This is a genomic window from Uliginosibacterium sp. sgz301328 (genome assembly GCF_041807905.1).
In the GTDB taxonomy this organism is placed as follows: domain Bacteria; phylum Pseudomonadota; class Gammaproteobacteria; order Burkholderiales; family Rhodocyclaceae; genus JBGVSA01.
Window position 1 is genome coordinate 22,707 of the sequence record NZ_JBGVSA010000001.1, and the last position, 20,281, is coordinate 42,987.

Here is a 20,281-nt window from a genome sequence, read left to right on the forward strand (position 1 = left end):
GCAATCGCAGGGCTTCTGTCTGTCGTTTTCTGCTTGGACTCTCGCATTCAGTGCGCCGGATGCTCCGCACTCTCCACGCGCAGGGTGCTGCCTTCGACCGCTACGACGCGAACACGCGCGCCGGTTGAGATTTCGCGCTCTGCGGCGCAATCCCACACATCCGCGCCCAGAATGGGGCGCTGGAATCGCACCTTGCCCGGATGATAGGGGCGCACGTCATGCACCAGCAGACCCACCTCGCCGAGTGCCGCGTCCGACATGCCGGAAGACGACACCGTGCGTTGCTTGAAGACGCGGAACCACAACACCGTCAACAGTGCCGACAGCACCGCCCACACCGCGATCTGCACGCCGATCGCGGGCGCCAGCACGATGACCAGCAAGCCAACGACAATTGCCGCCACTCCGAACCAGATGATGAAAAACGACGGGACCACCAATTCGGCAGAGATCAGTCCGAAACCGAGCACCAGCCACATCCACCATTGCATTGCTTTCTCCCCTGACCACCATGCGCGCCGCGCACGCACTGGTACGTCAATGGTACCCCGTGCCGCAATATGGCGACCCCGGGATGGATCAGGCGCTGGCAGCGCCCGGCAGCTCGACCACATTGCCGGCCGGCGCTTCCTTGCGAGAACTGTCATTGGCCGAGCACAGGCAGCCGTCAACGACCGCGCCGCAGTCCATCCGCAACTGGCGATAGATAATGTCGCCCGTCACGCGCGCGTTGGGCTGGAGTTCCAGGAAGTGTTCGATTTCGAGGTCGCCCTTGACGGTGCCGTTGATCACCGCGTCATAAGCGGTGACATTGCCCGTGATGCTGCCCTGTTCGCTCAGCACAAGCAGGCTCTGTACGCCGGGCTTGCTGCTGACATTGCCGCGCACGTGACCATCCACGCGCAGGCCATCGACGAAGTTCACATCGCCGCATACCTCGACGGAGCCGGCAATCAGGCTCGACAACTTGGTCAATTCGACGGTGGTGTTCTTCTTGGAACCGAACATGGCGTTTCTCCTGCGTTGATACAAAGATTCTCTGCTGCGCCTGCTACTGGCGCGTTGGCGGCTTGCTCGAACGGGTGAAGCTGGCGTCGGCCTGCACGCGCCCGAGACGTTCATTGAGTTCGGCGATCTGACGAACCAGTTCGGCGTTGGTCGCGGCCTGGTGTTCGGCATCGAGCCGCACGCGTTCGAGTTGTTCCTGCAGCGCCTTATTGGCGGCCTGCAGACGTACGAGTTCGGCCTGCTGGATGGCGCTGGCCGATGGCGTACGCACCAGCGCCCAGGCGCTGGCCGCCAGCAGCAGGGCGAGCACGGCAAGGCCGGCACGCCACCAGTTGTTCATGCGGCCTTCCTGTACCCGAATGCGGTAAGGGGCCTGCGCGAGGCGCTTGGTACGGTGGCGTGCCATCGCTTACAGCGCCGACATGTCGCCGGCCAGCGTCAGGTATTGAGCCGGATCGACGTAGCGTCCCTGATGAAGGATTTCGAAATGCAGGTGGGCACCCGTCGAACGCCCTGTCGACCCCACCTGTGCAATGACCTGGCGCGGCGTTACCGCGTCACCCGTGCGAACGAGCAGCTTGGAGGCGTGGGCATAGCGCGTGGTCAGGCCGTTGCCGTGGTCGATTTCGACCATGTTGCCGAATTCGCTCATGAAGCCCGCAAAGCGCACCGTCCCGCCGCCAGCGGCGTGGATCGGCGTACCGGTCGGCGCGGGGAAATCCAGTCCGGAATGAAATGCGACACGGCCATTGATTGGATCAACGCGATTGCCAAATGGCGAACCCGTTTCGCGATCGTCGACCGGCAACTGGGCGGGCACCGCCAGCAGGGCCACCGTGCGTTCGCGGGCCGCGGCATCGACCAGGGCGAGCATGTCTTCGAGGCAACGCACATCGACCGCGGCCGAGTCGAGGGAAGCGTCGCGCCCTGCCCCGCATTTACGCGCTGGCAGCAGCCTGCCGCCGGCGGCGCCAGACTTCGGCGTCACGCCGACTTCGCCGGCACGCAGGCCGTTCAACTTCTTTTCGATGGAATCCAGCAGGCCGACCTTGCGCACCAGATTCTGCGCGTCGGACTCCAGTCGCAGCAGGCGGCCGGACAAGGTGCCCAATTGCTGCATGGAAAATCTGTCGCGCACCGGATCGGCCTGCGCCACGGCCGCCGGCGGCGTTTCGGCCGTCATGCGGCCGGCCAGCACGCCGGCACCAAAGCCCAGGGCAGCAACGCCAGTGGCGCACACCGCAACGACCGACAACGCCAGACGCATACTCACGGCACGCACGCCGCTGCGCGTCGCAGATCGATTCGATAGCAACAACAAAGCCATAGGACAACTCCGGCCAGGACTTGACCGCCCAACGAGCGGCGGCGGTTTACGAAAACGCTTCGAGTCACGCAGACACCACGGCGATCCGACAGTGCGGATCGCCGTGGCAGGAAAAACAGGACGGGATTTTAGCGCGGGAAGACTGCTGGATTCCCGCACAAAAACGCGCGAAGGTGATCAGGAGAGGATGAGCGGAATACACCTACACGATGATGCTAAATTTCTCAAAATCAGATTCTCCGATGCGCAGCCAATTTGAGCCACGTATCTACAACGGTGTCGGGATTCAGCGAAATCGTCTGGATACCCTCATCCATGAGCCACTCAGCGAAATCCGCGTGGTCTGACGGCCCCTGTCCGCAGATCCCGACATACTTGCCCAGTCGATTCGCAGTCTTGATCGCCATGGAAAGCAACTGCTTGACGGCCGGATCGCGTTCGTCGAAGGCATGTGCCACCAGGCCCGAATCGCGATCCAGACCCAGCGTCAGTTGAGTCAGATCGTTGGAGCCGATCGAGAAGCCATCGAAATGCTGCAGGAACTCTTCCGCCAGCAATGCGTTCGAGGGGATTTCGCACATCATGATGAGCTTGAGTTCGTTCTCGCCGCGCGCCAGACCATGCTCTGCGAGCAGGTCCACGACACCGCGCGCCTCTTCGAGGTTGCGCACGAACGGCACCATCAATTGAACGTTGGTCAGGCCCATGTCGTTACGCACGCGTTTCATGGCGATGCATTCAAGCTCAAAGCAGTCGCGGTAGCTCTGCGCGATGTAACGCGAAGCGCCGCGGAAGCCGATCATGGGGTTTTCTTCTTCGGGTTCGTAGATTTCGCCGCCGAGCAGCTTGCGGTATTCGTTCGACTTGAAGTCCGACAGGCGCACGATCACCGGCTGCGGCCAGAAAGCCGCTGCAATGGTCGCCACGCCTTCGGTCAAGCGGCTGATGAAGAATTCGCGCGGGCTGGCGTAGCCACGCGAACGACGCATGATTTCGGCATTGAGGCTTGCCGGCACCTGACGGTGTTCGAGGATCGCCTTGGGATGGATGCCGATCATGTTGTTGATGACGAACTCCACCCGCGCCAGCCCCACGCCGCCATTCGGAATCTGGGCGAACTCGAAGGCCAGTTCCGGGTTGCCGACGTTCATCATGATCTTGACCGGCAGTTCCGGCAGATTGCCCATGTCGGTGGTCTGGATCTCGAAGTCGAGGCGGCCACGATATACGTGCCCGGTGTCGCCCTCCGCGCACGACACCGTGACCGATTCGCCTTCGGTCAGCACTTCGGTCGCATCACCGCAACCCACCAATGCCGGGATGCCCAGTTCCCGCGCGATGATTGCCGCATGGCAGGTGCGCCCGCCGCGATTGGTCACGATGGCGGCCGCGCGCTTCATGACCGGCTCCCAGTTCGGGTCGGTCATGTCGGTGACGAGCACGTCGCCGTGCTGCACGCGATGCATTTCAGACGCGTGCTGGACGATCCGGACAGGCCCCGCGCCGATCTTCTGGCCGATGGCGCGGCCCGATGCCAGCACCTTGCCGTGTTGCTTGAGGCGGAACTTCTCCATCTGCAGGCTAGAAGCCTGCGACTTCACCGTCTCCGGACGTGCCTGCAGGATGTAGATTTTTCCGTCGTCGCCGTCCTTGCCCCATTCGATATCCATGGGACGGCCATAGTGACGTTCGATGATGTCGGCATAGCGGCCGAGTTCGAGCACTTCGTCATCGGTCAGCGAAAAGCGATGGCGTTCGGCTTCCGGCACGTCCTGCGTGCGCACCGATTTGCCGGCTTCGCGCGTTTCGCTGAACACCATGCGGCTCATCTTCGAGCCGAGGCTGCGGCGGACGATGGCCGGCCGGCCGGCGCGCAGCGTCGGTTTGTGCACGTAGAATTCATCGGGATTGACCGCGCCCTGTACCACCATCTCGCCCAGCCCGTACGAAGCGGTCACCAGGCACACGTCCTTGAAGCCGGATTCGGTATCGATGGTGAACATCACACCCGAGGCGCCCAGGTCCGAACGCACCATGCGCTGCACGCCCGCCGACAAGGCCACCTCGGCATGCGTAAAGCCCTTATGCACGCGATACGCGATGGCGCGGTCGTTGTAGAGCGAGGCGAACACCTCTTTCATGGCGTGCAGAATATTGTCGAAGCCATGGATGTTCAGGAAGGTTTCCTGCTGGCCTGCAAAGGAGGCATCCGGCAGGTCTTCAGCCGTGGCCGAGGAACGCACCGCAAAGGAACCCTCTCCGTCGCGGACGAGCGCTTCGTAGTGCGTGCGGATTTCGTCTTCGAGCGCAGCCGGCAGCGGCGTATCGATGATCCACTGGCGGATTTTCTCGCCGGTGCGGGCCAGCGTGGCGACGTCGTCGACGTCGAGCCGGGAGAGTTCGGCTTCGATGCGTTCGGCCAGGCCCTGATGAGCGAGGAATTGCCGGTACGCGTCGGCGGTGGTGGCAAACCCGCCGGGAACCCGGACGCCTGCATCGGCAAGCTGACTGATCATTTCACCCAGCGAGGCATTCTTGCCGCCGACCTTGTCGACGTCAGTCATGCGCAGCGATTCGAACGGAATGACATATCGGCTCATCGTTTCACCTGTATTGCGCAATCGCAAAAGTGGCCGCATTCTATCCAGCCAGGAATGGTGCACCGCATAAGAGCATTCCCCATCAGGTTACGTCCTATGCAGAAACCCGCCTGGAGGCGATAAACTCATCATGTTGCAAAGCACAAAGCGTACCGTCTTCTTTGTTTCGGACGGTACCGGCATCACTGCCGAAACCCTCGGGCATAGTCTGCTCGCCCAATTTCCCGACTGTCAGTTCCGGCACGTCCGGGCACCTTTTGTCGATTCGCCCGAACGCGCCGCCGATTGCGCGCGGCGCATCGACGAAGCCGCGCAGCGCGACGGGCGCCGTCCGATCGTGTTCAGCACGCTCGTGCAAAGCGATATCGTTGCCATCCTTCGAGCGACGCAAGCGCAGTTCCTGGACCTGTTCGAGAAATTCATCGACCCGCTCGAAACCGAACTCGGTGTGAAATCCACCCACACCGTGGGGCGCTTTCACGGCATCGCGGAGAGCGAGGACTACAAGACGCGCATCGAGGCGATCAACTTCACGCTGGCGCACGACGACGGGGTGACCGACAAGGACCTCGAAGATGCGGACGTCATCCTCGTCGGCGTGTCGCGCTCGGGCAAGACGCCGACCAGCCTCTACCTGGCCATGCAGTTCGGGGTGAAGTCGGCCAACTATCCGCTGATCCCCGAAGACTTTGAACGCAACCGACTGCCCGGCGACCTCCACCGCTATCGCAGCAAGCTGTACGGGCTGACCATCAGCGCCGACCGGCTGGCGCAGATCCGCCAGGAACGCCGCCCGAACAGCCGCTATGCCGACCTGGACAATTGCCGCTACGAAATCGAAGCGGCGCAAAAGCTCATGCGGCGCGAAGGCATTACCTTCATCGACTCCACATCGCGCTCGATCGAAGAGATTTCCGCGAAGATCATGCAAGAAGTGCGCATCGGCCAGAACGGCTTCTAGGCCACTGCCGCCCACCGACGCGCGCCACAATTCGCAACTGGCCGACAATTAAAGCGGCGGACGGCTGCGCCGCGCGGCCGACAAGTGCTTATGATTCGACCATGCAGAGCGAATCGCCCATCCTCCTCGACGAACGGCACTACCTGAGCCACATGTTCGAGCCGCAATCGGTCGCCATCATCGGCGCGACCGAACGCGCGGGCGCCCTGGGCGCGGTGCTGGTCCACAACATGCTGGAGAGCGGCTTTCGTGGCGCGCTCTTTGCCGTCAATCCCAAGTACCGGCGCGTACAGGGCCTGGTCTGCTACCGCCGCATCGGCGACGTGCCGGGGCGCGTGGACCTGGCCGTCATCGCCACCCCTGCCCATACCGTGCCGGACATCGTGGCCGAATGCGGCCGGGCGGGCGTACGGGCAGCGATCGTGCTGTCGGCGGGATTCGGCGAATCGGGCGCGGCCGGCGCACAGCTCGAACAGAAAGTCCTCAAGGCCGCGCGCCTGCATGGCCTGCGGCTGCTCGGTCCGAACAGCCTGGGCCTGGCCCGTCCGCAATCGGGACTCAATGCCACCTTCGCGCTGGTCCCTCCCATCTCAGGCTCCATCGGTTTCATCTCGCAGTCGGGCGCGCTGTGCGCGGCCATCCTCGACTACGCGCGCCCCGCCGAAGTGGGGTTCTCGAACGTGGTGTCGCTGGGCGTGGCGAGCGACCTCGATTTCGGCGAGATCCTTGACTACATGGTGTGGGACTACCGCAGCGAAAGCCTGCTGCTGTACGTCGAGAGCATCCGCGATGCGCGGCGCTTTCTGAGCGGCCTGCGCGCGGCGGCGCGCGCCAAGCCGGTCATGGTGTTCAAGGTTGGACGTCATCCCGTGGGCCTGCGCGCGGCACTCACCCATACCGGTGGCGTCGCGGGTGAAGATGCCGTGTTCGACGCGGCTCTGCGCCGCGCCGGCGTCATCCGGCTCAACAACCTGAGCCAGTTGTATGCGGCCACCAAGGCCTTGTTCCTGCACTTCCGGCCGCGCGGCAACCGGCTGGCGATCATCACCAACGGCGGCGGCCCCGGCGTGATGGCGGCGGACCGCGCCGGCGACCTTGGCATTCCGCTGGCGCAGTTGTCGCCGGATACGCTGGCGCGCCTCAACAAGGTGTTGCCACCGCATTGGTCGCTGTCGAATCCGGTCGACCTCATCGGCGACTCCGACCCGGCGCGCTACGCCGCCGCGCTCGAAGCGCTGCTGCAGGACGATGGCGTCGACGGCGTGCTGTGCCTGCTCACGCCGCAGGCCATGACGCGGCCGACCGAAGTGGCCGAGCGCGTGATCGCGCTGCGCGGCAAGAGCGACAAGCCAATCCTCACCTGCTGGCTCGGCGACGAGCACACGCGCGATGCGCGAGGCCTGTTCCAGTCGGCGGGCATTCCATCGCTGCGCACGCCGGAAACGGCCGTGGAGCTGTTCTCGCACATCACCAACTATTACCTGAACCAGCAACTGCTCACGCAGGCGCCGGCACCGCTGGAAGATGCACGCGAACCGGCCGTGGGCGACGCACGCGCGGTCATCGAACACGCCCTCGGAGAACGCCGCACCACGCTGCTGCGTTCCGAAGCGCTGGCCGTGCTGGAGGCCTTCCACGTGCCGGTCGTCGAAGCACGCGTGGCGCGTTCCGAGAACGACGCCACGTCGATCGCCGATGACCTGGGCTACCCGATCGCGCTGCGGCCGGACGCGACTGTGCCGGACGGCACCGGCGCGGCATCGCTGGTGCGCAGTGAGCTGCCCAACGAGCTTGCCGTGCGCCTGGCGTGGCGCGCCATCCAGGCGAGCCTCGCCCGCAAGGCTCCGGGCACGGCCATACATAGCCTGTCGGTCGAGCGCGTGCTCGACACGCGCAGCAGCCATGAACTGGCCATCCGCGTGTGGCGCGATCCGGTCTTCGGCCCGGTGATCGGTTTTGGCGAACGCAGCCTGAGCCCGCACCACTGGCCCGATCGCGCAGTCGCCCTGCCCCCGCTCAATGCTTTCCTGGCTCGCGATCTGATCCGGCAGACGCACGCCGAGCGCGCGCTCTCGGGGCTCGATCTGCTGCCGGCCGCGGACATCGATTGCATCGAGCAGATACTGCTGCGCGTATCCGAAATGGTGTGCGAGCTGCCATGGGTGCGCTCGCTCGATATCGTGCCGCTGTACGCGGACGAGCGCCGCGCCATCGCGGGCGATGTGCAGATCGAGGTCGGCCACGTCGCCGAGGGTATCGGCCGCTATGCGCATATGGCGATCCACCCCTACCCCAGTACGCTGGAACTGCAATGGACTCTGCGCGACGGGACGCCCGTGCTGATCCGCCCGCTCAAGCCCGAAGACGCCGAACTCGAGCAGACCTTCGTACGCGCGCTGTCGGCGGAGACCAAGTACTTCCGTTTCATGAGCGCGCTGCGCGAACTGCCGCCGTCGCTGCTGGCCAAGCTCACGCAGATCGACTACGACCGCGAGCTGGCGTTGATCGCCATCATCGAACGCGACGGCGAGCCGCTGGAGATCGGCGTATGCCGCTACTCTACCAATCCGGATGGCGAGAGCTGCGAATTTGCCATCGTGGTGGCCGATGCCTTCCAGCACAGCGGCGTCGGCCGCAAGCTCATGGAAACGCTCATCGGCTGCGCGCGCGAGCGCGGGCTCAAGACCATGAAGGGCGTTTTCCTCTCGGACAATGAGCGCATGTTGCGCTTCGTGCGCAACATCGGCTTTGTGATCGTTCCCGACCCTGAAACACCAACGCTGCGCCACGGCACGCTCGACCTGCGCGCCTGAGCCCTTACTACGGAAAACACCATGTCCGATACCCGATGCCGCTGCCAATGGGCCGGCAGCGAGCCGCTGTATGTCGAATACCACGATACCGAATGGGGAGTGCCCGTCACCGACGACGACAAACTCTTTGAGTTCTTGATCCTGGAAGGCGCGCAGGCCGGGCTTTCGTGGATCACCATCCTGCGCCGCCGCGAGAACTATCGCCGCGCGCTGCATGGCTTCGATGCGCGTCGCATCGCTCGCTACACTGACGCCGATCAGAATCGTCTTATGGCAGACGCGGGCATCATTCGGAATCGGCTCAAGGTCGCGTCGGTCGTCGACAACGCCCGCGCATTCCTCGAAGTGCAGGCCGAATTCGGCAGCTTTTCCGATTACATGTGGCGCTTCGTCGATGGCAAACCGATTCGCAACAAATGGAAGAGCATGTCGCAGGTGCCCGCCACCACGCCCGTATCGGACGCCATGTCGAAAGACCTCAAGCGCCGGGGTTTCCGTTTCGTGGGCAGCACCATTTGCTATGCTCACATGCAGGCCGTCGGCATGGTCAACGATCATGTCGTCGAGTGTTTCCGCCATGCCGAGGTCGCGCGGCTGGCTCCGTAACCCTTCCCGCCCACTAGAACAACCATGACCACAGCAATCACCGAGAACATCACCTACCAGGGCCTGCCGGCCGTCCACCTGCGCGCGCCCAATGGCGCCGAGGCCACCATCCTGCTGCATGGCGCGCACGTCGTGTCGTGGAAGACCGCCGATGGGCAGGAACGTCTCTACATGTCTGAGAAGTCGGAGTTCGCCGACGGCAAGCCCGTGCGTGGCGGCGTGCCGATCTGCTTTCCGCAATTCTCGACGCGTGGCCCGCTGCCGGGACACGGCTTTGCCCGCCTCTTCAGTTGGGAAGTCAGCGACGCCCGCACCGGCGACGACTACGCCATGGCCGTGCTGCGCCTGACCGATACGGCCGCCACGCGCGAGATGTGGCCACATGCCTTCATCGCTGAAATGACCGTCAGCGTGGCGGGCGATCGTCTCGACATGGAACTCGAGATCGAAAACCGTGGCGACCAGCCTTTCTCGTTTACCGCCGCATTGCACACCTACCTGCGCATGCGCGAAGTCGAAGAAGCCACGCTCGAAGGGCTGCGCGGCCAACACTACTTCGACAACGTCAGCAAGGAAGACAACAAGCTGGAGACCGGCATCACCGTCGCCATCTCCGAAGAAACCGACCGCGTCTATTACGACACCCGCAACCCGCTGCTGCTGCGCGAGCCGCACCGCTCTCTCGGCATCCACGCCGAGAACATGCCGGAGACCGTCGTGTGGAATCCGTGGGTCGAGCGCTGCGCCAAGATCGCCGACATGCCGGACAACGGTTTCCGCTACATGATCTGCGTCGAAGCGGGCGCCATCCAGAAACCGGTTCAGCTCGATCCGGACGGCACGTGGTGGGGTCGCCAAACGCTGGTGGCCATGTAAGACGGACCGTGCTCCAATAAAAAACCCGCCACCGTGCGGGTTTTTTCATGTGCTGCGGCACAGCGTTTGCTATGACGGCAGTATCGCCGCCGCGGCGGCTTGCCGGATGGCTCCGATGGGTTCGCTCGATCTTGGCAGCATCTTCGACTTCGACGTACCGGTACTCGAGATCATCGTGCGCGGCACGCTCATGTACTGGTTTCTCTTCATCCTTTTCCGCTTTGTCATCCGCCGCGACGTCGGCTCCATCGGCATCGCCGACGTCCTGTTCGTCGTGCTGGTGGCGGATGCGTCGCAGAACGCCATGGCGGGCGAATACACCACGTTGAGCGACGGCGTCGTGCTGGTCCTCACGCTGGCATTCTGGAACGTGATGCTCGACTGGCTGTCCTGGCGCATTCCGTGGTTGGAAAAGCTCATCGAACCGCGCCCGATCCTGCTCATCAAGGACGGCCGCGTCCTGTACCGCGAACTGCGGCGGCAGTTCATTTCGCTCGACGACCTCAAGAGCAAGCTGCGCATGCACGGCATCGAGAACTTCTCCGAGGTGCGACGCGCCTACATGGAAAGCGACGGCGATGTCAGCGTCATCGAGCGGAAAAAGAAATGACCTCGCTCACTTGAAGAGTTTCAACATCGCCACGGAGAGCGTTGCGCGTTGCGCGTCGTAGTCCGCCCAGGGGTCCTCGCGGTCGGCGAGGATCTGCGGGACGTTGACGATGTTGAAGTAGTCCTCGCGCACATCCTGCGCCGCGTCGAGTTCGTCCCACGCCATGGTCATCGACACCGGCGCGCCGGCTCGCGCACGGGCCGAGAACGCCGCGATGGCGGTGGCTTCGCGTCCGTTGCGCAGGTAATCGACAAAGACCTTGCCGCGGCGGCGCGCCTTGGCCATGTTGGCGACGAAGCGTTCCGGCATGACACTTTCCATGTGCTCGGCCACGCCTTTCGCGAATGCCTTGACCTCGTCCCAACTGCGCGCGCCCCGGATCGGCACGACCAGATGCAGGCCCTTGCCGCCGGTCGTCTTGACGAAGCACTTGAGGCCGATCTGTTCGACCAGCGCGCGCGTCAGCGTGGCCGATTCCAGTACCGTTTTCCACGGTAGATCGGGGTCCGGGTCGAGGTCGAAGGTGATGCGGTCCGGCTGTTCGATCTTCGGCTCGCGCGCGCCCCAGGTGTGGAATTCGATCGCACCGAGTTGCACGAGTCCGACCGCGCCGCCGATGCGGTCCACGACGACGAGCTTTTCCTCGGGCTCGCCCTTCTGCGCGATCGATACCTGATGCGTGTGTTCAGGCGCCTCCGGCACGTGCTTCTGGAAGAAGCAGGTTTTCTCGGCCCCCTGCGGGCAACGCACCAGGCTCAGCGGCCGGCCTTTCAGGTGCGGCATGATCCACGCATCGACCGCCGCGTAGTACCGCGCCAGATCGATCTTGCGCAGCGTGGTATCGGCAAAGATGATGCGCTCCGGGTGCGAGATGCGCACGCCCACGACGGGCGCATCCAGATCTTCGGCGTGCACAGCTTTCTCCTTGTGAATGTCGCGGGCTGGCTTGTCGGTGCGCAGCCCCATGAACGACGCCTGTCGCAGGATGCGTTCGTGCGTCCAGCCGGCGAATGCAATCTCCGCGACCAGTTTTGGCTCGACCCAATGCACCGCGGTCGCCCTGCCGATCTGCGAAGGCGGCGTGGCGAACGGACTGCGCTTGCGCGCCAGCGGTTTGAGTTGCTCGCTCAGCCGCTCGAGCGTGCGCACGTCGAACCCGGCGCCGACGCGGCCGGCATACTGGAATTGCCCCCGGTCGTCGTAGAGCCCGACCAGCAAGGCCCCCAGCCCGGTGCGCGAACCTGCCGGCTCCGAGTATCCGCCGATGACGAACTCCTGCCTCGGCCGACATTTGAGCTTGATCCATGCGGGACTTCGGCGTGGCACATAGGGCGCGTCCAGGCGCTTGCCGATGAGCCCCTCCAGGCCCAGTCGGCAGGCCTCGCGATAGGCTGCCACACCGTCGTCCGACACCACCTCGGTAGCGCGCACCGGGCCGTCGGCGGGAAGTTGCCCGAGCAGCGCATCGAGCACTTCACGTCGTGCGGACAGCGGCTCGCTGCGCAGGTCGCGGCCGTCCGCGAAGAGCACGTCGAACACACGGAAGACGACGTCCGACGAGTCGCCCGACAGTGCGTTCTGCAATGCCTGGAAATCCGACAGGCCGTTGTGCCCCGTCACGATGATCTCGCCGTCGAGCCAGCAATCCGGCAGCCCTGCCTGCGCCAACGTGTCGACAATGTGCGGCAGCTTGCCCAGCCAGTCTCGCCCGTTGCGACTGACCAGCCCGACCTTCGCGCGGCGCGCGCCACGCTCCACGCGGGCCAGCATGCGATAGCCGTCGTACTTGATTTCGTAGACCCAGCCATGGTCCACCGGAGGCTCGTCGACCAGCGTGGCGAGTTGCGGACTCATGGTGGCCGGCAGCGGTTGCTTCCTGCCTTTCGCCACAGTCGTTCCGGTCTTGGGCTGGGCGGCGCGATGCCTGCGCTGGGCCACGCGCGCGCGCAGCGGCGCGGCGTCATCCTCGGCGTCGTAGCCGGCACGCGCGTCCGCATCATCGAGCTTGCGCAGAATCCAGCTCTCCTTGCCCGCGTCGCCGCGCTGCGTGCGGATCAGAATCCATTCGCCCGACAGACGCTCGCCGTCGAGCCTGAACTTGAGATGGCCTCGCGACATGGCGCCGTTGACGTCGTCCTCGAGCGGCGTCCAGGTCCCCGCATCCCAGATCGCGACCTTGCCCGCGCCGTATTGGCCGGCGGGGATCGTGCCCTCGAAGCTGCCGTACTGGATCGGATGGTCTTCGACGTGCATGGCCAGCCGCTTGACCTCGGGATCGAGGCTCGGCCCCTTGGGCACGGCCCAGCTCACCAGCACGCCGTCCCATTCCAGGCGAAAGTCGTAATGCAGCCGGCGCGCTTCATGGCGCTGGACGACGAATGACAATCCGCGGGTCTGGCCCGTCGGACGCTGGCCGCGCGGCTCGCGCGTCACGCCGAAGTCGCGCTTCTGCTGGTAACGGGCAAGACGGTCGGTGGATGGCATCGGCACGTTCCCGCGTCAGGCGCTCTTGCGGCGAGTACCCGTCGTCCCGGCGCGGCCGCCGCTACGCGCTGTGGAAGCCTTGGCCGGCGCCTTGGCGGGGGTTTTGGCGGTACTGGCGCTCGCACGGCGCGCACGTGTTGGCGTGCGGGGCTCGGGCGGGGGTTCGGGCCTGGCGCGCGACGACGCGCCCTTTCGCTGCCCGCCCCGCTCATCGAGACTGCGCTTGAGCACTTCGACAAGATCGATGATGTCGGCGCTGGCCCGCTCGCCCTTGTCGGCCGATGGCTGGGCCATGACGTGCGTCTGTCCGCTGTGGATCTTGGCTTCGACCCGTTCGAGAAGATCTTCACGATAGGTGTCGGTGTACTTGCTGGCGTCCCAGGCTTCGGTCATTTCCTCGACCAGCCGCTCGGCCATGTCCAGTTCCCGCTTGCCGATGCCGAGCTTGGTAAGCGAATCCGACGGCAAGGCAAGATCGGCGGTGCTCAGCACCTCTTCGGCAAAGCGCATGGTGTTGAGCACCAGCACATCATCGACCACCAGCAGCGCAGCCAGATGCTGCTTGCTGTGGATCACCGCCTTGGCAAGCCCGGCGCGGCCGGTCCGCTGGAGCGTCTCGCGCAGCAGCGCATATCCCTTATCGCCGCGACGGTCGGGTTCGAGGTAATACGGAGTGTCGAAATACAGTGGTGGAATGGTGGCGGCATCGACGAACGAGAGAATGTCGACCGTCTGGGTGGCTGCGACGTTGGCCGCGCGAAAGTCCTCGTCCGAAAACAGCACGTATTCGCCCTTTTGGTATTCGTAGCCCTTGACGATGTTCTCGCTTTCGATGGGCTTGCCGGTCTTCTTGTTGATGCGCAGGTAACCGACAGGCGCCATGTCGCGGCGATCCAGCCAGTCGAAATCAAGCCGGCTCGCGCGCGAAGCGCCGCGCAATACGACCGGCACGTGCACCAGCCCGAACGAGATGGCGCCTTTCCACACGACACGCGATGCCATGATGGGCCTCCTTGCGGCGAGACCAAGACTTCCAGCAAGCGCCGTTCCCGATCCGTGCACGTTTCTTGCGGCGCAGGATCGAACATGTCGACTATGCTCAGGAGCACACCATGTCCAAGAACATTCGCAAGACGCTGATCAACGCGAAGGCAGCCACCATCGTCCATCGCAACGCGTCGTGGATCGCCGTGCTGGCTCTCTCCGCACCCGCCTGGTCGGCCGACCCGGTGCCGTCGTGGCACCCGGCGGGCGACAACGCCGGGTATGTCTGCGGTGGCATTTCGGCCGAGGGCATGGCGGCGCTGCAAAAGCAAAAGGGCGACTCCAACGCCGAATTTCTCTTCACCGAAGGCCCGGAACGGGCCTGGGTCAGTGGCGTCAGCGTCACCATTCGCGGCAATGGCCTGCAGCAGCCGCTGCAATTCACCAGCGATGGACCGAGCTGCCTGCTGCGCCTGCCCACCGGGGAGTACACCGTGCAGGCGTCCTACAAGGACATGCCGCGTTCGCAGCGCGTGAAGGTCGGGGGCGCAAGCAGCCAGACCGTTTTCAACTGGCCGGCGAAATAAGGCATGGCTGGCCTGGTTCGCGTCGGAATCTCTGGATGGCGCTACGCGCCGTGGCGCGGCGAGTTCTATCCCAAAGGTCTGCCCCAGCGACTGGAACTCGCCTACGCTTCGCGTGCGCTGTCCACGATCGAGCTGAACGGTTCGTTCTATTCGTTGCAGACGCCACAGCGCTACGCCGAATGGCGTGAGGCCACACCCGATGGATTCGTGTTCAGCGTGAAAGCGCCGCGCTTCATCACGCACGTGCGCCGGCTGCGCGACTTCGATGCGCCGCTCGCCAACTTCATGGCCTCCGGCATCTTCAGCCTGCAGGAAAAGCTCGGGCCGATCCTGTGGCAGTTCCCGCCTTCATTCACCTTCGATCCGGAACAACTGGAGCCCTTCCTCGCTGCTCTGCCGCACGACACCGATGCCGCCGGCCGCCTGGCCGAACGCCACGATGCGCACCTGCGCGGACGGGCCCAGACACACAGTCCGCGCAAGTGGGTCATGCGCCATGCCATGGAGATACGGAACTACAGCTTCGTGGACGAACGCTTCGTGAAGCTATTGCGCAAGTACCGGGTGGCGCTGGTCGTGGCCGACACGGCCGGACGCTGGCCTTCATGCCAGGACGTGACGGCCGACTTCATGTACATGCGCCTGCACGGCGACAAGGAACTCTATGCCAGCGGGTACACCGACAAGGCGCTGGATGATTGGGCGCAGCACATCGACGCATGGCGCCACGGCAGGCAACCGCGCAATTCACCGAGGATTTCGCAGGACGCCCCGCCCGCCCGCAATACGCGCGAGGTGTTCTGCTATTTCGACAACGACATCAAGGTAAAGGCACCGTACGACGCGGCGCGCCTGGCCCAACGGCTGGGCGCGGCACAACGCTTGATCGACCACGCGCCGATCCTCGACGAACTGATCCCTCAGGGGTGAAGCGCGATGGGGTCCGGCGCTTGCGGCGGTGGGAAGAGCTTGCGCCATTCGTCTTCGCTCATCAGATCGCGCAGACGAAAACGCAGGCCGACGAAATCGTTCCGTTGCTGGCGGTTTTCGACTTCGACCGCGGTGGCAAGGTCGTCAAACTGCTGACGCGTGCTGTCGTGCCCCGCCAGGAGTTCGAGCCAGCGCTTGGCGTTGTCGGCGTGCTGGTCGCCGATTTTCTTCCGGGCCTTTTCCATATCGTCCAATACGCTGCCGATGTCATTGCGCCGCGCCTCGTCCTGCACGACGTGGATGACGTCCTTGCGCAGATCCGAGATGGCCCTGCCGCCGACGGCGTCGCTCGACATGACGCTGATCGATCCGCCGATCAACAAGGTCGTCACGAAAATGACGATGAGCACCTGACCGCGCTGCTTGCGTTTGTTAAGCATGGAATGACTCACCGTTGCGGAATGCGGACACTGGCCAGCATGGCCCGGCTCTCGTAAGGGAACAGCGCTTTCCACTCGTCGGCCGTCGTGCTGGCGACGAGGGCCAGATGCTGGTCCACAATGCGTTGGCGCAGGTTGGCGCGCGTGCCATCGAACTTGTCGAGGGCGGCATCGAAATCCGCCCTGCTGGCGTCCGGCCTTGCATTCAGGGCTCGCAGCTCTATGCTGGATTGATATACGGCTTGCTCGAGCGCGAGCAGATCGGTCTCCATGGCGACGCTTTGTTGTCGGGCCTGCTCGGCGCGCTCCGGGTCCTTCACAGCCTTGTCGATCGCGTCTCGCAGAGCGGCCATTTCCTTGCGGATGGTGTCGGCCGGCGGCTCGGGATGTGTCGCGCAACCGGCGACGAAGAACGCCACCGCAATCCACGAATACAACGAACGTCGAAACGGCATGAGGCCTCTCCGATGACTGTTGGCATCTTCACTCTAGCATGTGCCTGTCAGTCAAACCGCATAGGCCGCGCAGCGCATCCGGAAGGAGAGGCATGACAGTCCCCGCTCAGGACCACGCAACAAGAATCTCGTCCCATCGCCACACATCATTTCGCGTCTACATCGCAACAGGCAGCATGCTGGTCGCGCTCACCGTGCATGCGGAAGAACCGGACATCGACGCGCGGGCGGGCCAGCCGGCGGAGGTTCGGGAAAGCGAAGTCTTTGCCTACGCCGGACGCGTTCTGCCGCCGATGACGGCACCGACGGCACCGATCACCCGGCCCGCCGCGGACGCCGAAAAGCGCAAGTGGGATCGCGCATTGCCGTTCTTCGCGCAGCGCGTCATCGACCAGGGCTACGACCTGCCCAACCCGTACGACATTGGCGTGTCGCTGTTTTCCGGCGACCAGGAGTACCACCTGTCGGACCTGAAGATCGGCTTCAACGGAGCCAGTCCGCAAACGCTGGACTTTGTGAACTTCACCCGCACCGAGATCCATACCCGCTCGTACCAGGTCCAGGGCGGCGCATGGATTTTTCCGTTCCTCAACGTGTACGGAATCCTTGGTCAGGTACACGGCGAAGGCGACATCGATATCTCCATTCCAGGGCGCGATCTGATGAATTACCTCGGCGTGTCCGGCTGCAACCTTCCCGCACGCCTGCAGCCCGACCTGTGCAGCAAGACGTTGTCCGGTACGGCCAAGCCCAACTACCGGGGCAACAGCTACGGCGTGGGCATGACGGTTGCGGGCGCATGGCACCAGATCTTCTTCGCCCTGCCGATCACCTATGTGCTGACCGACGCCAGCATCTCCGATTCGCCCGCGCGGGCGCTCAACATCGCGCCGCGCGTGGGCTGGTCGCAGCCGCTCAAGGACCTCGGGTCAGTGGTCTATTACGTCGGGGGCACCTACCTGCGCAGCACCTCGAACCTGACCGGGGAGTTCACCTTCAATACGGCGGACACCGTCATCGGCCGCGACACCACGATGAGCTTCGACATCACAGAAAAGCAGGTGCAGAGCTGGAACTACCTCGTCGGCGCGAACTGGAACATCTCCAAGTCGTGGGGCATCGCTGGCGAAATAGGCTTCGGCAACACCCGCAACGACGTGATCATCACCGGCTTCTACCGATTCTGAAGACGCGGTGCTACCATGCCGCCCGGGAGATGGCATTCCTCCCTGAACCGCCCCTTTCGGGGCTGATGATGCCTGCATGGTCTCCCGGTCCGGAGACGGTGCAGGCGCGTGCCCGCACCTCAGGCGGCGTTGCCGCCAGTTCGGCCGGTCATCCATGCGGCAAACTCCTGACCGTGACCGATTGAATATTCCATGACGATTCTGCGTTCTCTCCTCGCCATCTCGCTGGGTGCATCGCTCGGCGCAATCATGCGCTGGATTCTTGGCACTGCCTTCAACAGCCTGTTCCCGACGATCCCGCCCGGCACGTGGCTGGCCAACATGATCGGCGGCTACCTGATCGGCGTATCGATGGCGTTCTTCGCCCTGCACGTCGATCTGGCGCCCGAGTGGCGGCTGCTGGTGATCACCGGCTTTCTCGGCGGGCTGACGACGTTCTCGACCTTTTCGGGTGAAGTGACGACACTGTTGCAGCAGGGACGCATCGCCTGGGCGGGCGCGGCCATTGCGGCGCACGTGTGCGGTTCGCTCATCATGACCATCGCAGGCATCGCCACAGTGTCGTGGCTGCGGCTCTGAAACGTCTGCGCGAGGAGGACATCATGAAAGGCTTCCAGCTCATTTTCTTCACGCAACAGAACCAGCAGCATGGCGGTCTGCCGCTGTGCGAATGGCTCCTGCGCGAAGCCAGGGCGATCGGCGTGCAGGGGGCCACCGTGATGGCGGCAACGGAAGGCTACGGACGCAGCCTCAAGCTGCATGCGGCGCATTTCTTCGAACTGGCGGACCAGCCCGTGCAGGTCACGATGCTCACCAGCGAAGCGCTGGCCAACACCCTCTTCCACCGGCTGCGCGAGGAAGGCCTGAAGATCTTCTATGCGCGCGTGCCGATCGAATTCGGCAGTACTGAAGACTGGGACGAACCGATCAATCCTTGAGGCGGAAATCCACCGGCAGCAGGATGGTATCGACCATCTTGCCGTCCGCCGTGCGCGCGGGCCGGATCTTCCAGTCCTTCACGCCCTCGAGCGCAGCGACATCCAGCGCGGGCCAGCCCGAACTGCGGTCGACCGCGGTGCGCTGGACCTCGCCATCCGGCGTCAGCCATGCCTTCACCACCACCCTTCCTTGCTGGCCGCCCTGCATGGCAGTCGTGGGGTATTCGGGCTTGGGCGTCGACAACAGATGCGCGGCCTGCGGGGTCGGAGGCGCCTTGGTGCTGGTGCTGCCGCACGCAGCCAGGAAGATGAACGGTAACAGGGCAATGAGACGCATGGTCGGCTCACAGAACGGTTGCGGCGAATCATAGGCGCAAAAGACATCGGTCCTGGTTGACGCGCCCCCGTGCGGCAGACAGGCGGCAGCCGATGCGCGCCGGTCGACGGAGCCGTCTTCAACGCAATAATCCATACGTAAACCATTAGAAAAAAACCGGTCTCTCAGTGCGGTTCGACAACGTCATCGGCGCTTGCACCGATGTACTCCACCAAGCCTGCCACCAAGGCATCGAACGCCGTGCGGCAAGCTACGTTCTGCCGCAGATCCGCGTGCATCGTCACCCACGTTTCGAGCCGCATGGAGAATCGCTCCGCCAGCACCCGCACGAGGCCGCCGCGTTGCGCCAACGGCTGCTGGCAGATGCCGATGCCAGCGCCGGCACGGATCAACGCCAGTTGCGCCACGTCGCTGTCGGCCCGCAGCGCAAAGCTCTCGCGCGTCAGGTTGCCAAACGTCCGCGTTGCGGCGCGAATGAATGGCGTCGCGTGATCGAAGCCGATGAGCGCGTGTGCGGTCAGTTCGTCGACGGTGCTCGGCACGCCGTGCCGGGCAACGTAGGCATCGCTGGCATGCAGGCCCAGTTCGATGTCGCCGATGCGGCGGGCGACGAGTTGCTCCTGCTGTGGGCGTGTCATGCGCACGGCGATATCCGCCTCGCGGTGGAGCAGATCCTGCACGCGATTGCTCAATGCCAGTTCGATCATGAGCGCCGGATGTTGCGCCCGCAGTGCGGCAACGATGGGAGGCAGCACCTCAACGCCGACGACCTCGCTGGCGGTGATCCGGACGACCCCGCCAACCGCCTCGTCGGCGGACGCGGCCGCCCGCTCCAGCGCGGCCGCCGTGCTGTCCATCGCCCGCGCATGACGTTCCAGCTCGTGGGCCAGTTGCGTCGCCCGCAGCCCGCTCGGAGAGCGTGTGAACAGCGATCGGTGCAGGACCTGCTCCAGCGCGGCAATATGCCGCCCGACCGTCGGTTGTGTGATGTCCAGCGCGCGGGCAGCGCCAGAGAGCGAACCTTCGTCGAGCACAGCGAGGAAGGATCGATACCATTCCCAGGGGATTTTCGAGGCCATGCATTTTTGTATAACCGATCCGCCATCTTCGTCAATTCCTTATTTGCCGATGCTTCGCC

Annotated in this window: 21 protein-coding genes and 1 riboswitch; of the genes, 10 read left to right on the forward strand and 11 right to left on the reverse strand. The window is 64.2% G+C overall.

Features of this window, described 5'->3' with window-relative positions:
- Positions 1–47: 47 nt before the first annotated feature.
- From ACDA63_RS00090 to ppsA, 5 genes are all read right to left on the reverse strand, one after another.
- Positions 48–491 carry an NfeD family protein gene (locus ACDA63_RS00090; protein ID WP_373661115.1) on the reverse strand — a complete coding sequence of 148 codons (444 nt, stop codon included), beginning with the start codon at positions 489–491 and terminating at the stop codon, positions 48–50.
- Between the two features lie 88 nt (positions 492–579).
- Positions 580–1,008 carry a polymer-forming cytoskeletal protein gene (locus ACDA63_RS00095; RefSeq protein WP_373661116.1) on the reverse strand — a complete coding sequence of 143 codons (429 nt, stop codon included), beginning with the start codon at positions 1,006–1,008 and terminating at the stop codon, positions 580–582.
- Between the two features lie 43 nt (positions 1,009–1,051).
- The gene (locus ACDA63_RS00100) at positions 1,052–1,414 is read right to left on the reverse strand and encodes a hypothetical protein (RefSeq protein WP_373661117.1); all 363 of its coding nucleotides are present in this window, start codon (positions 1,412–1,414) and stop codon (positions 1,052–1,054) included.
- Between the two features lie 3 nt (positions 1,415–1,417).
- Positions 1,418–2,275: a M23 family metallopeptidase gene (locus ACDA63_RS00105; protein ID WP_373661376.1), complete on the reverse strand. Its 858-nt coding sequence runs from the start codon at positions 2,273–2,275 to the stop codon at positions 1,418–1,420.
- Positions 2,276–2,565: 290 nt separating this feature from the next.
- Entirely contained in the window at positions 2,566–4,935 is a 2,370-nt protein-coding gene (gene ppsA / locus ACDA63_RS00110) for a phosphoenolpyruvate synthase (RefSeq protein ID WP_373661118.1), read from the reverse strand.
- Between the two features lie 130 nt (positions 4,936–5,065).
- On the opposite strand from ppsA, the gene ACDA63_RS00115 reads away from it, so the two are divergent.
- The 5 genes from ACDA63_RS00115 to ACDA63_RS00135 all read left to right on the forward strand — a co-directional run bounded on the left by ACDA63_RS00115 (position 5,066) and on the right by ACDA63_RS00135 (position 10,801).
- On the forward strand, positions 5,066–5,896 hold the full coding sequence (locus ACDA63_RS00115) for a pyruvate, water dikinase regulatory protein (protein WP_373661119.1): 831 nt from the start codon (positions 5,066–5,068) through the stop codon (positions 5,894–5,896).
- Between the two features lie 101 nt (positions 5,897–5,997).
- The gene (locus ACDA63_RS00120) at positions 5,998–8,709 is read left to right on the forward strand and encodes a GNAT family N-acetyltransferase (protein ID WP_373661120.1); all 2,712 of its coding nucleotides are present in this window, start codon (positions 5,998–6,000) and stop codon (positions 8,707–8,709) included.
- A 21-nt stretch (positions 8,710–8,730) separates the two neighbouring features.
- Positions 8,731–9,315 carry a DNA-3-methyladenine glycosylase I gene (locus tag ACDA63_RS00125; RefSeq protein WP_373661121.1) on the forward strand — a complete coding sequence of 195 codons (585 nt, stop codon included), beginning with the start codon at positions 8,731–8,733 and terminating at the stop codon, positions 9,313–9,315.
- 24 nt (positions 9,316–9,339) lie between these two features.
- Positions 9,340–10,191 carry a D-hexose-6-phosphate mutarotase gene (locus ACDA63_RS00130; protein ID WP_373661122.1) on the forward strand — a complete coding sequence of 284 codons (852 nt, stop codon included), beginning with the start codon at positions 9,340–9,342 and terminating at the stop codon, positions 10,189–10,191.
- A gap of 115 nt (positions 10,192–10,306) precedes the next feature.
- Positions 10,307–10,801, forward strand: a complete 495-nt coding sequence (locus ACDA63_RS00135) for a DUF421 domain-containing protein (protein ID WP_373661123.1) — start codon at positions 10,307–10,309, stop codon at positions 10,799–10,801.
- A 6-nt stretch (positions 10,802–10,807) separates the two neighbouring features.
- Here the strand turns inward: ACDA63_RS00135 and ligD are convergent, their stop codons facing one another.
- Together ligD and ACDA63_RS00145 are read right to left on the reverse strand one after the other, a co-directional pair.
- The gene (gene ligD / locus ACDA63_RS00140) at positions 10,808–13,285 is read right to left on the reverse strand and encodes a DNA ligase D (protein WP_373661124.1); all 2,478 of its coding nucleotides are present in this window, start codon (positions 13,283–13,285) and stop codon (positions 10,808–10,810) included.
- Positions 13,286–13,300: 15 nt separating this feature from the next.
- Positions 13,301–14,287 (reverse strand): Ku protein, encoded by a 987-nt coding sequence (locus ACDA63_RS00145; protein WP_373661125.1) that lies wholly within the window; start codon positions 14,285–14,287, stop codon positions 13,301–13,303.
- A gap of 110 nt (positions 14,288–14,397) precedes the next feature.
- Between ACDA63_RS00145 and ACDA63_RS00150 the strand changes: the two genes are divergently transcribed.
- On the forward strand, positions 14,398–14,856 hold the full coding sequence (locus ACDA63_RS00150) for a hypothetical protein (protein WP_373661126.1): 459 nt from the start codon (positions 14,398–14,400) through the stop codon (positions 14,854–14,856).
- Between the two features lie 3 nt (positions 14,857–14,859).
- Positions 14,860–15,786, forward strand: a complete 927-nt coding sequence (locus ACDA63_RS00155) for a DUF72 domain-containing protein (RefSeq protein ID WP_373661127.1) — start codon at positions 14,860–14,862, stop codon at positions 15,784–15,786.
- On the opposite strand, the gene ACDA63_RS00160 is transcribed toward ACDA63_RS00155, so the two are convergent.
- Together ACDA63_RS00160 and ACDA63_RS00165 are read right to left on the reverse strand one after the other, a co-directional pair.
- Positions 15,777–16,226 (reverse strand): hypothetical protein, encoded by a 450-nt coding sequence (locus ACDA63_RS00160; protein ID WP_373661128.1) that lies wholly within the window; start codon positions 16,224–16,226, stop codon positions 15,777–15,779. The two genes, ACDA63_RS00155 and ACDA63_RS00160, sit on opposite strands and share 10 nt — an antisense overlap.
- 8 nt (positions 16,227–16,234) lie before the next feature.
- Positions 16,235–16,681, reverse strand: a complete 447-nt coding sequence (locus ACDA63_RS00165; protein WP_373661129.1) for a hypothetical protein — start codon at positions 16,679–16,681, stop codon at positions 16,235–16,237.
- Positions 16,682–16,773: 92 nt separating this feature from the next.
- Here ACDA63_RS00165 and ACDA63_RS00170 point away from each other — a divergent pair, with 92 nt between their 5' ends.
- From ACDA63_RS00170 to ACDA63_RS00180, 3 genes are all read left to right on the forward strand, one after another.
- Positions 16,774–17,868 (forward strand): hypothetical protein, encoded by a 1,095-nt coding sequence (locus ACDA63_RS00170; protein ID WP_373661130.1) that lies wholly within the window; start codon positions 16,774–16,776, stop codon positions 17,866–17,868.
- A gap of 16 nt (positions 17,869–17,884) precedes the next feature.
- A riboswitch (Fluoride riboswitch) is annotated at positions 17,885–17,950 on the forward strand.
- A gap of 110 nt (positions 17,951–18,060) precedes the next feature.
- Positions 18,061–18,447: a fluoride efflux transporter CrcB gene (gene crcB / locus ACDA63_RS00175; RefSeq protein WP_373661131.1), complete on the forward strand. Its 387-nt coding sequence runs from the start codon at positions 18,061–18,063 to the stop codon at positions 18,445–18,447.
- Positions 18,448–18,470: 23 nt separating this feature from the next.
- A complete protein-coding gene (locus ACDA63_RS00180; RefSeq protein ID WP_373661132.1) occupies positions 18,471–18,806 on the forward strand; it encodes a DUF190 domain-containing protein in 336 nt (111 codons plus the stop codon).
- Here the strand turns inward: ACDA63_RS00180 and ACDA63_RS00185 are convergent.
- Together ACDA63_RS00185 and ACDA63_RS00190 are read right to left on the reverse strand one after the other, a co-directional pair.
- On the reverse strand, positions 18,796–19,143 hold the full coding sequence (locus tag ACDA63_RS00185; protein WP_373661133.1) for an energy transducer TonB: 348 nt from the start codon (positions 19,141–19,143) through the stop codon (positions 18,796–18,798). The genes ACDA63_RS00180 and ACDA63_RS00185 overlap by 11 nt on opposite strands.
- A gap of 164 nt (positions 19,144–19,307) precedes the next feature.
- Positions 19,308–20,222, reverse strand: coding sequence for a LysR family transcriptional regulator (locus ACDA63_RS00190; RefSeq protein WP_373661134.1), 915 nt, complete (start codon positions 20,220–20,222; stop codon positions 19,308–19,310).
- Positions 20,223–20,281 lie beyond the last annotated feature (59 nt).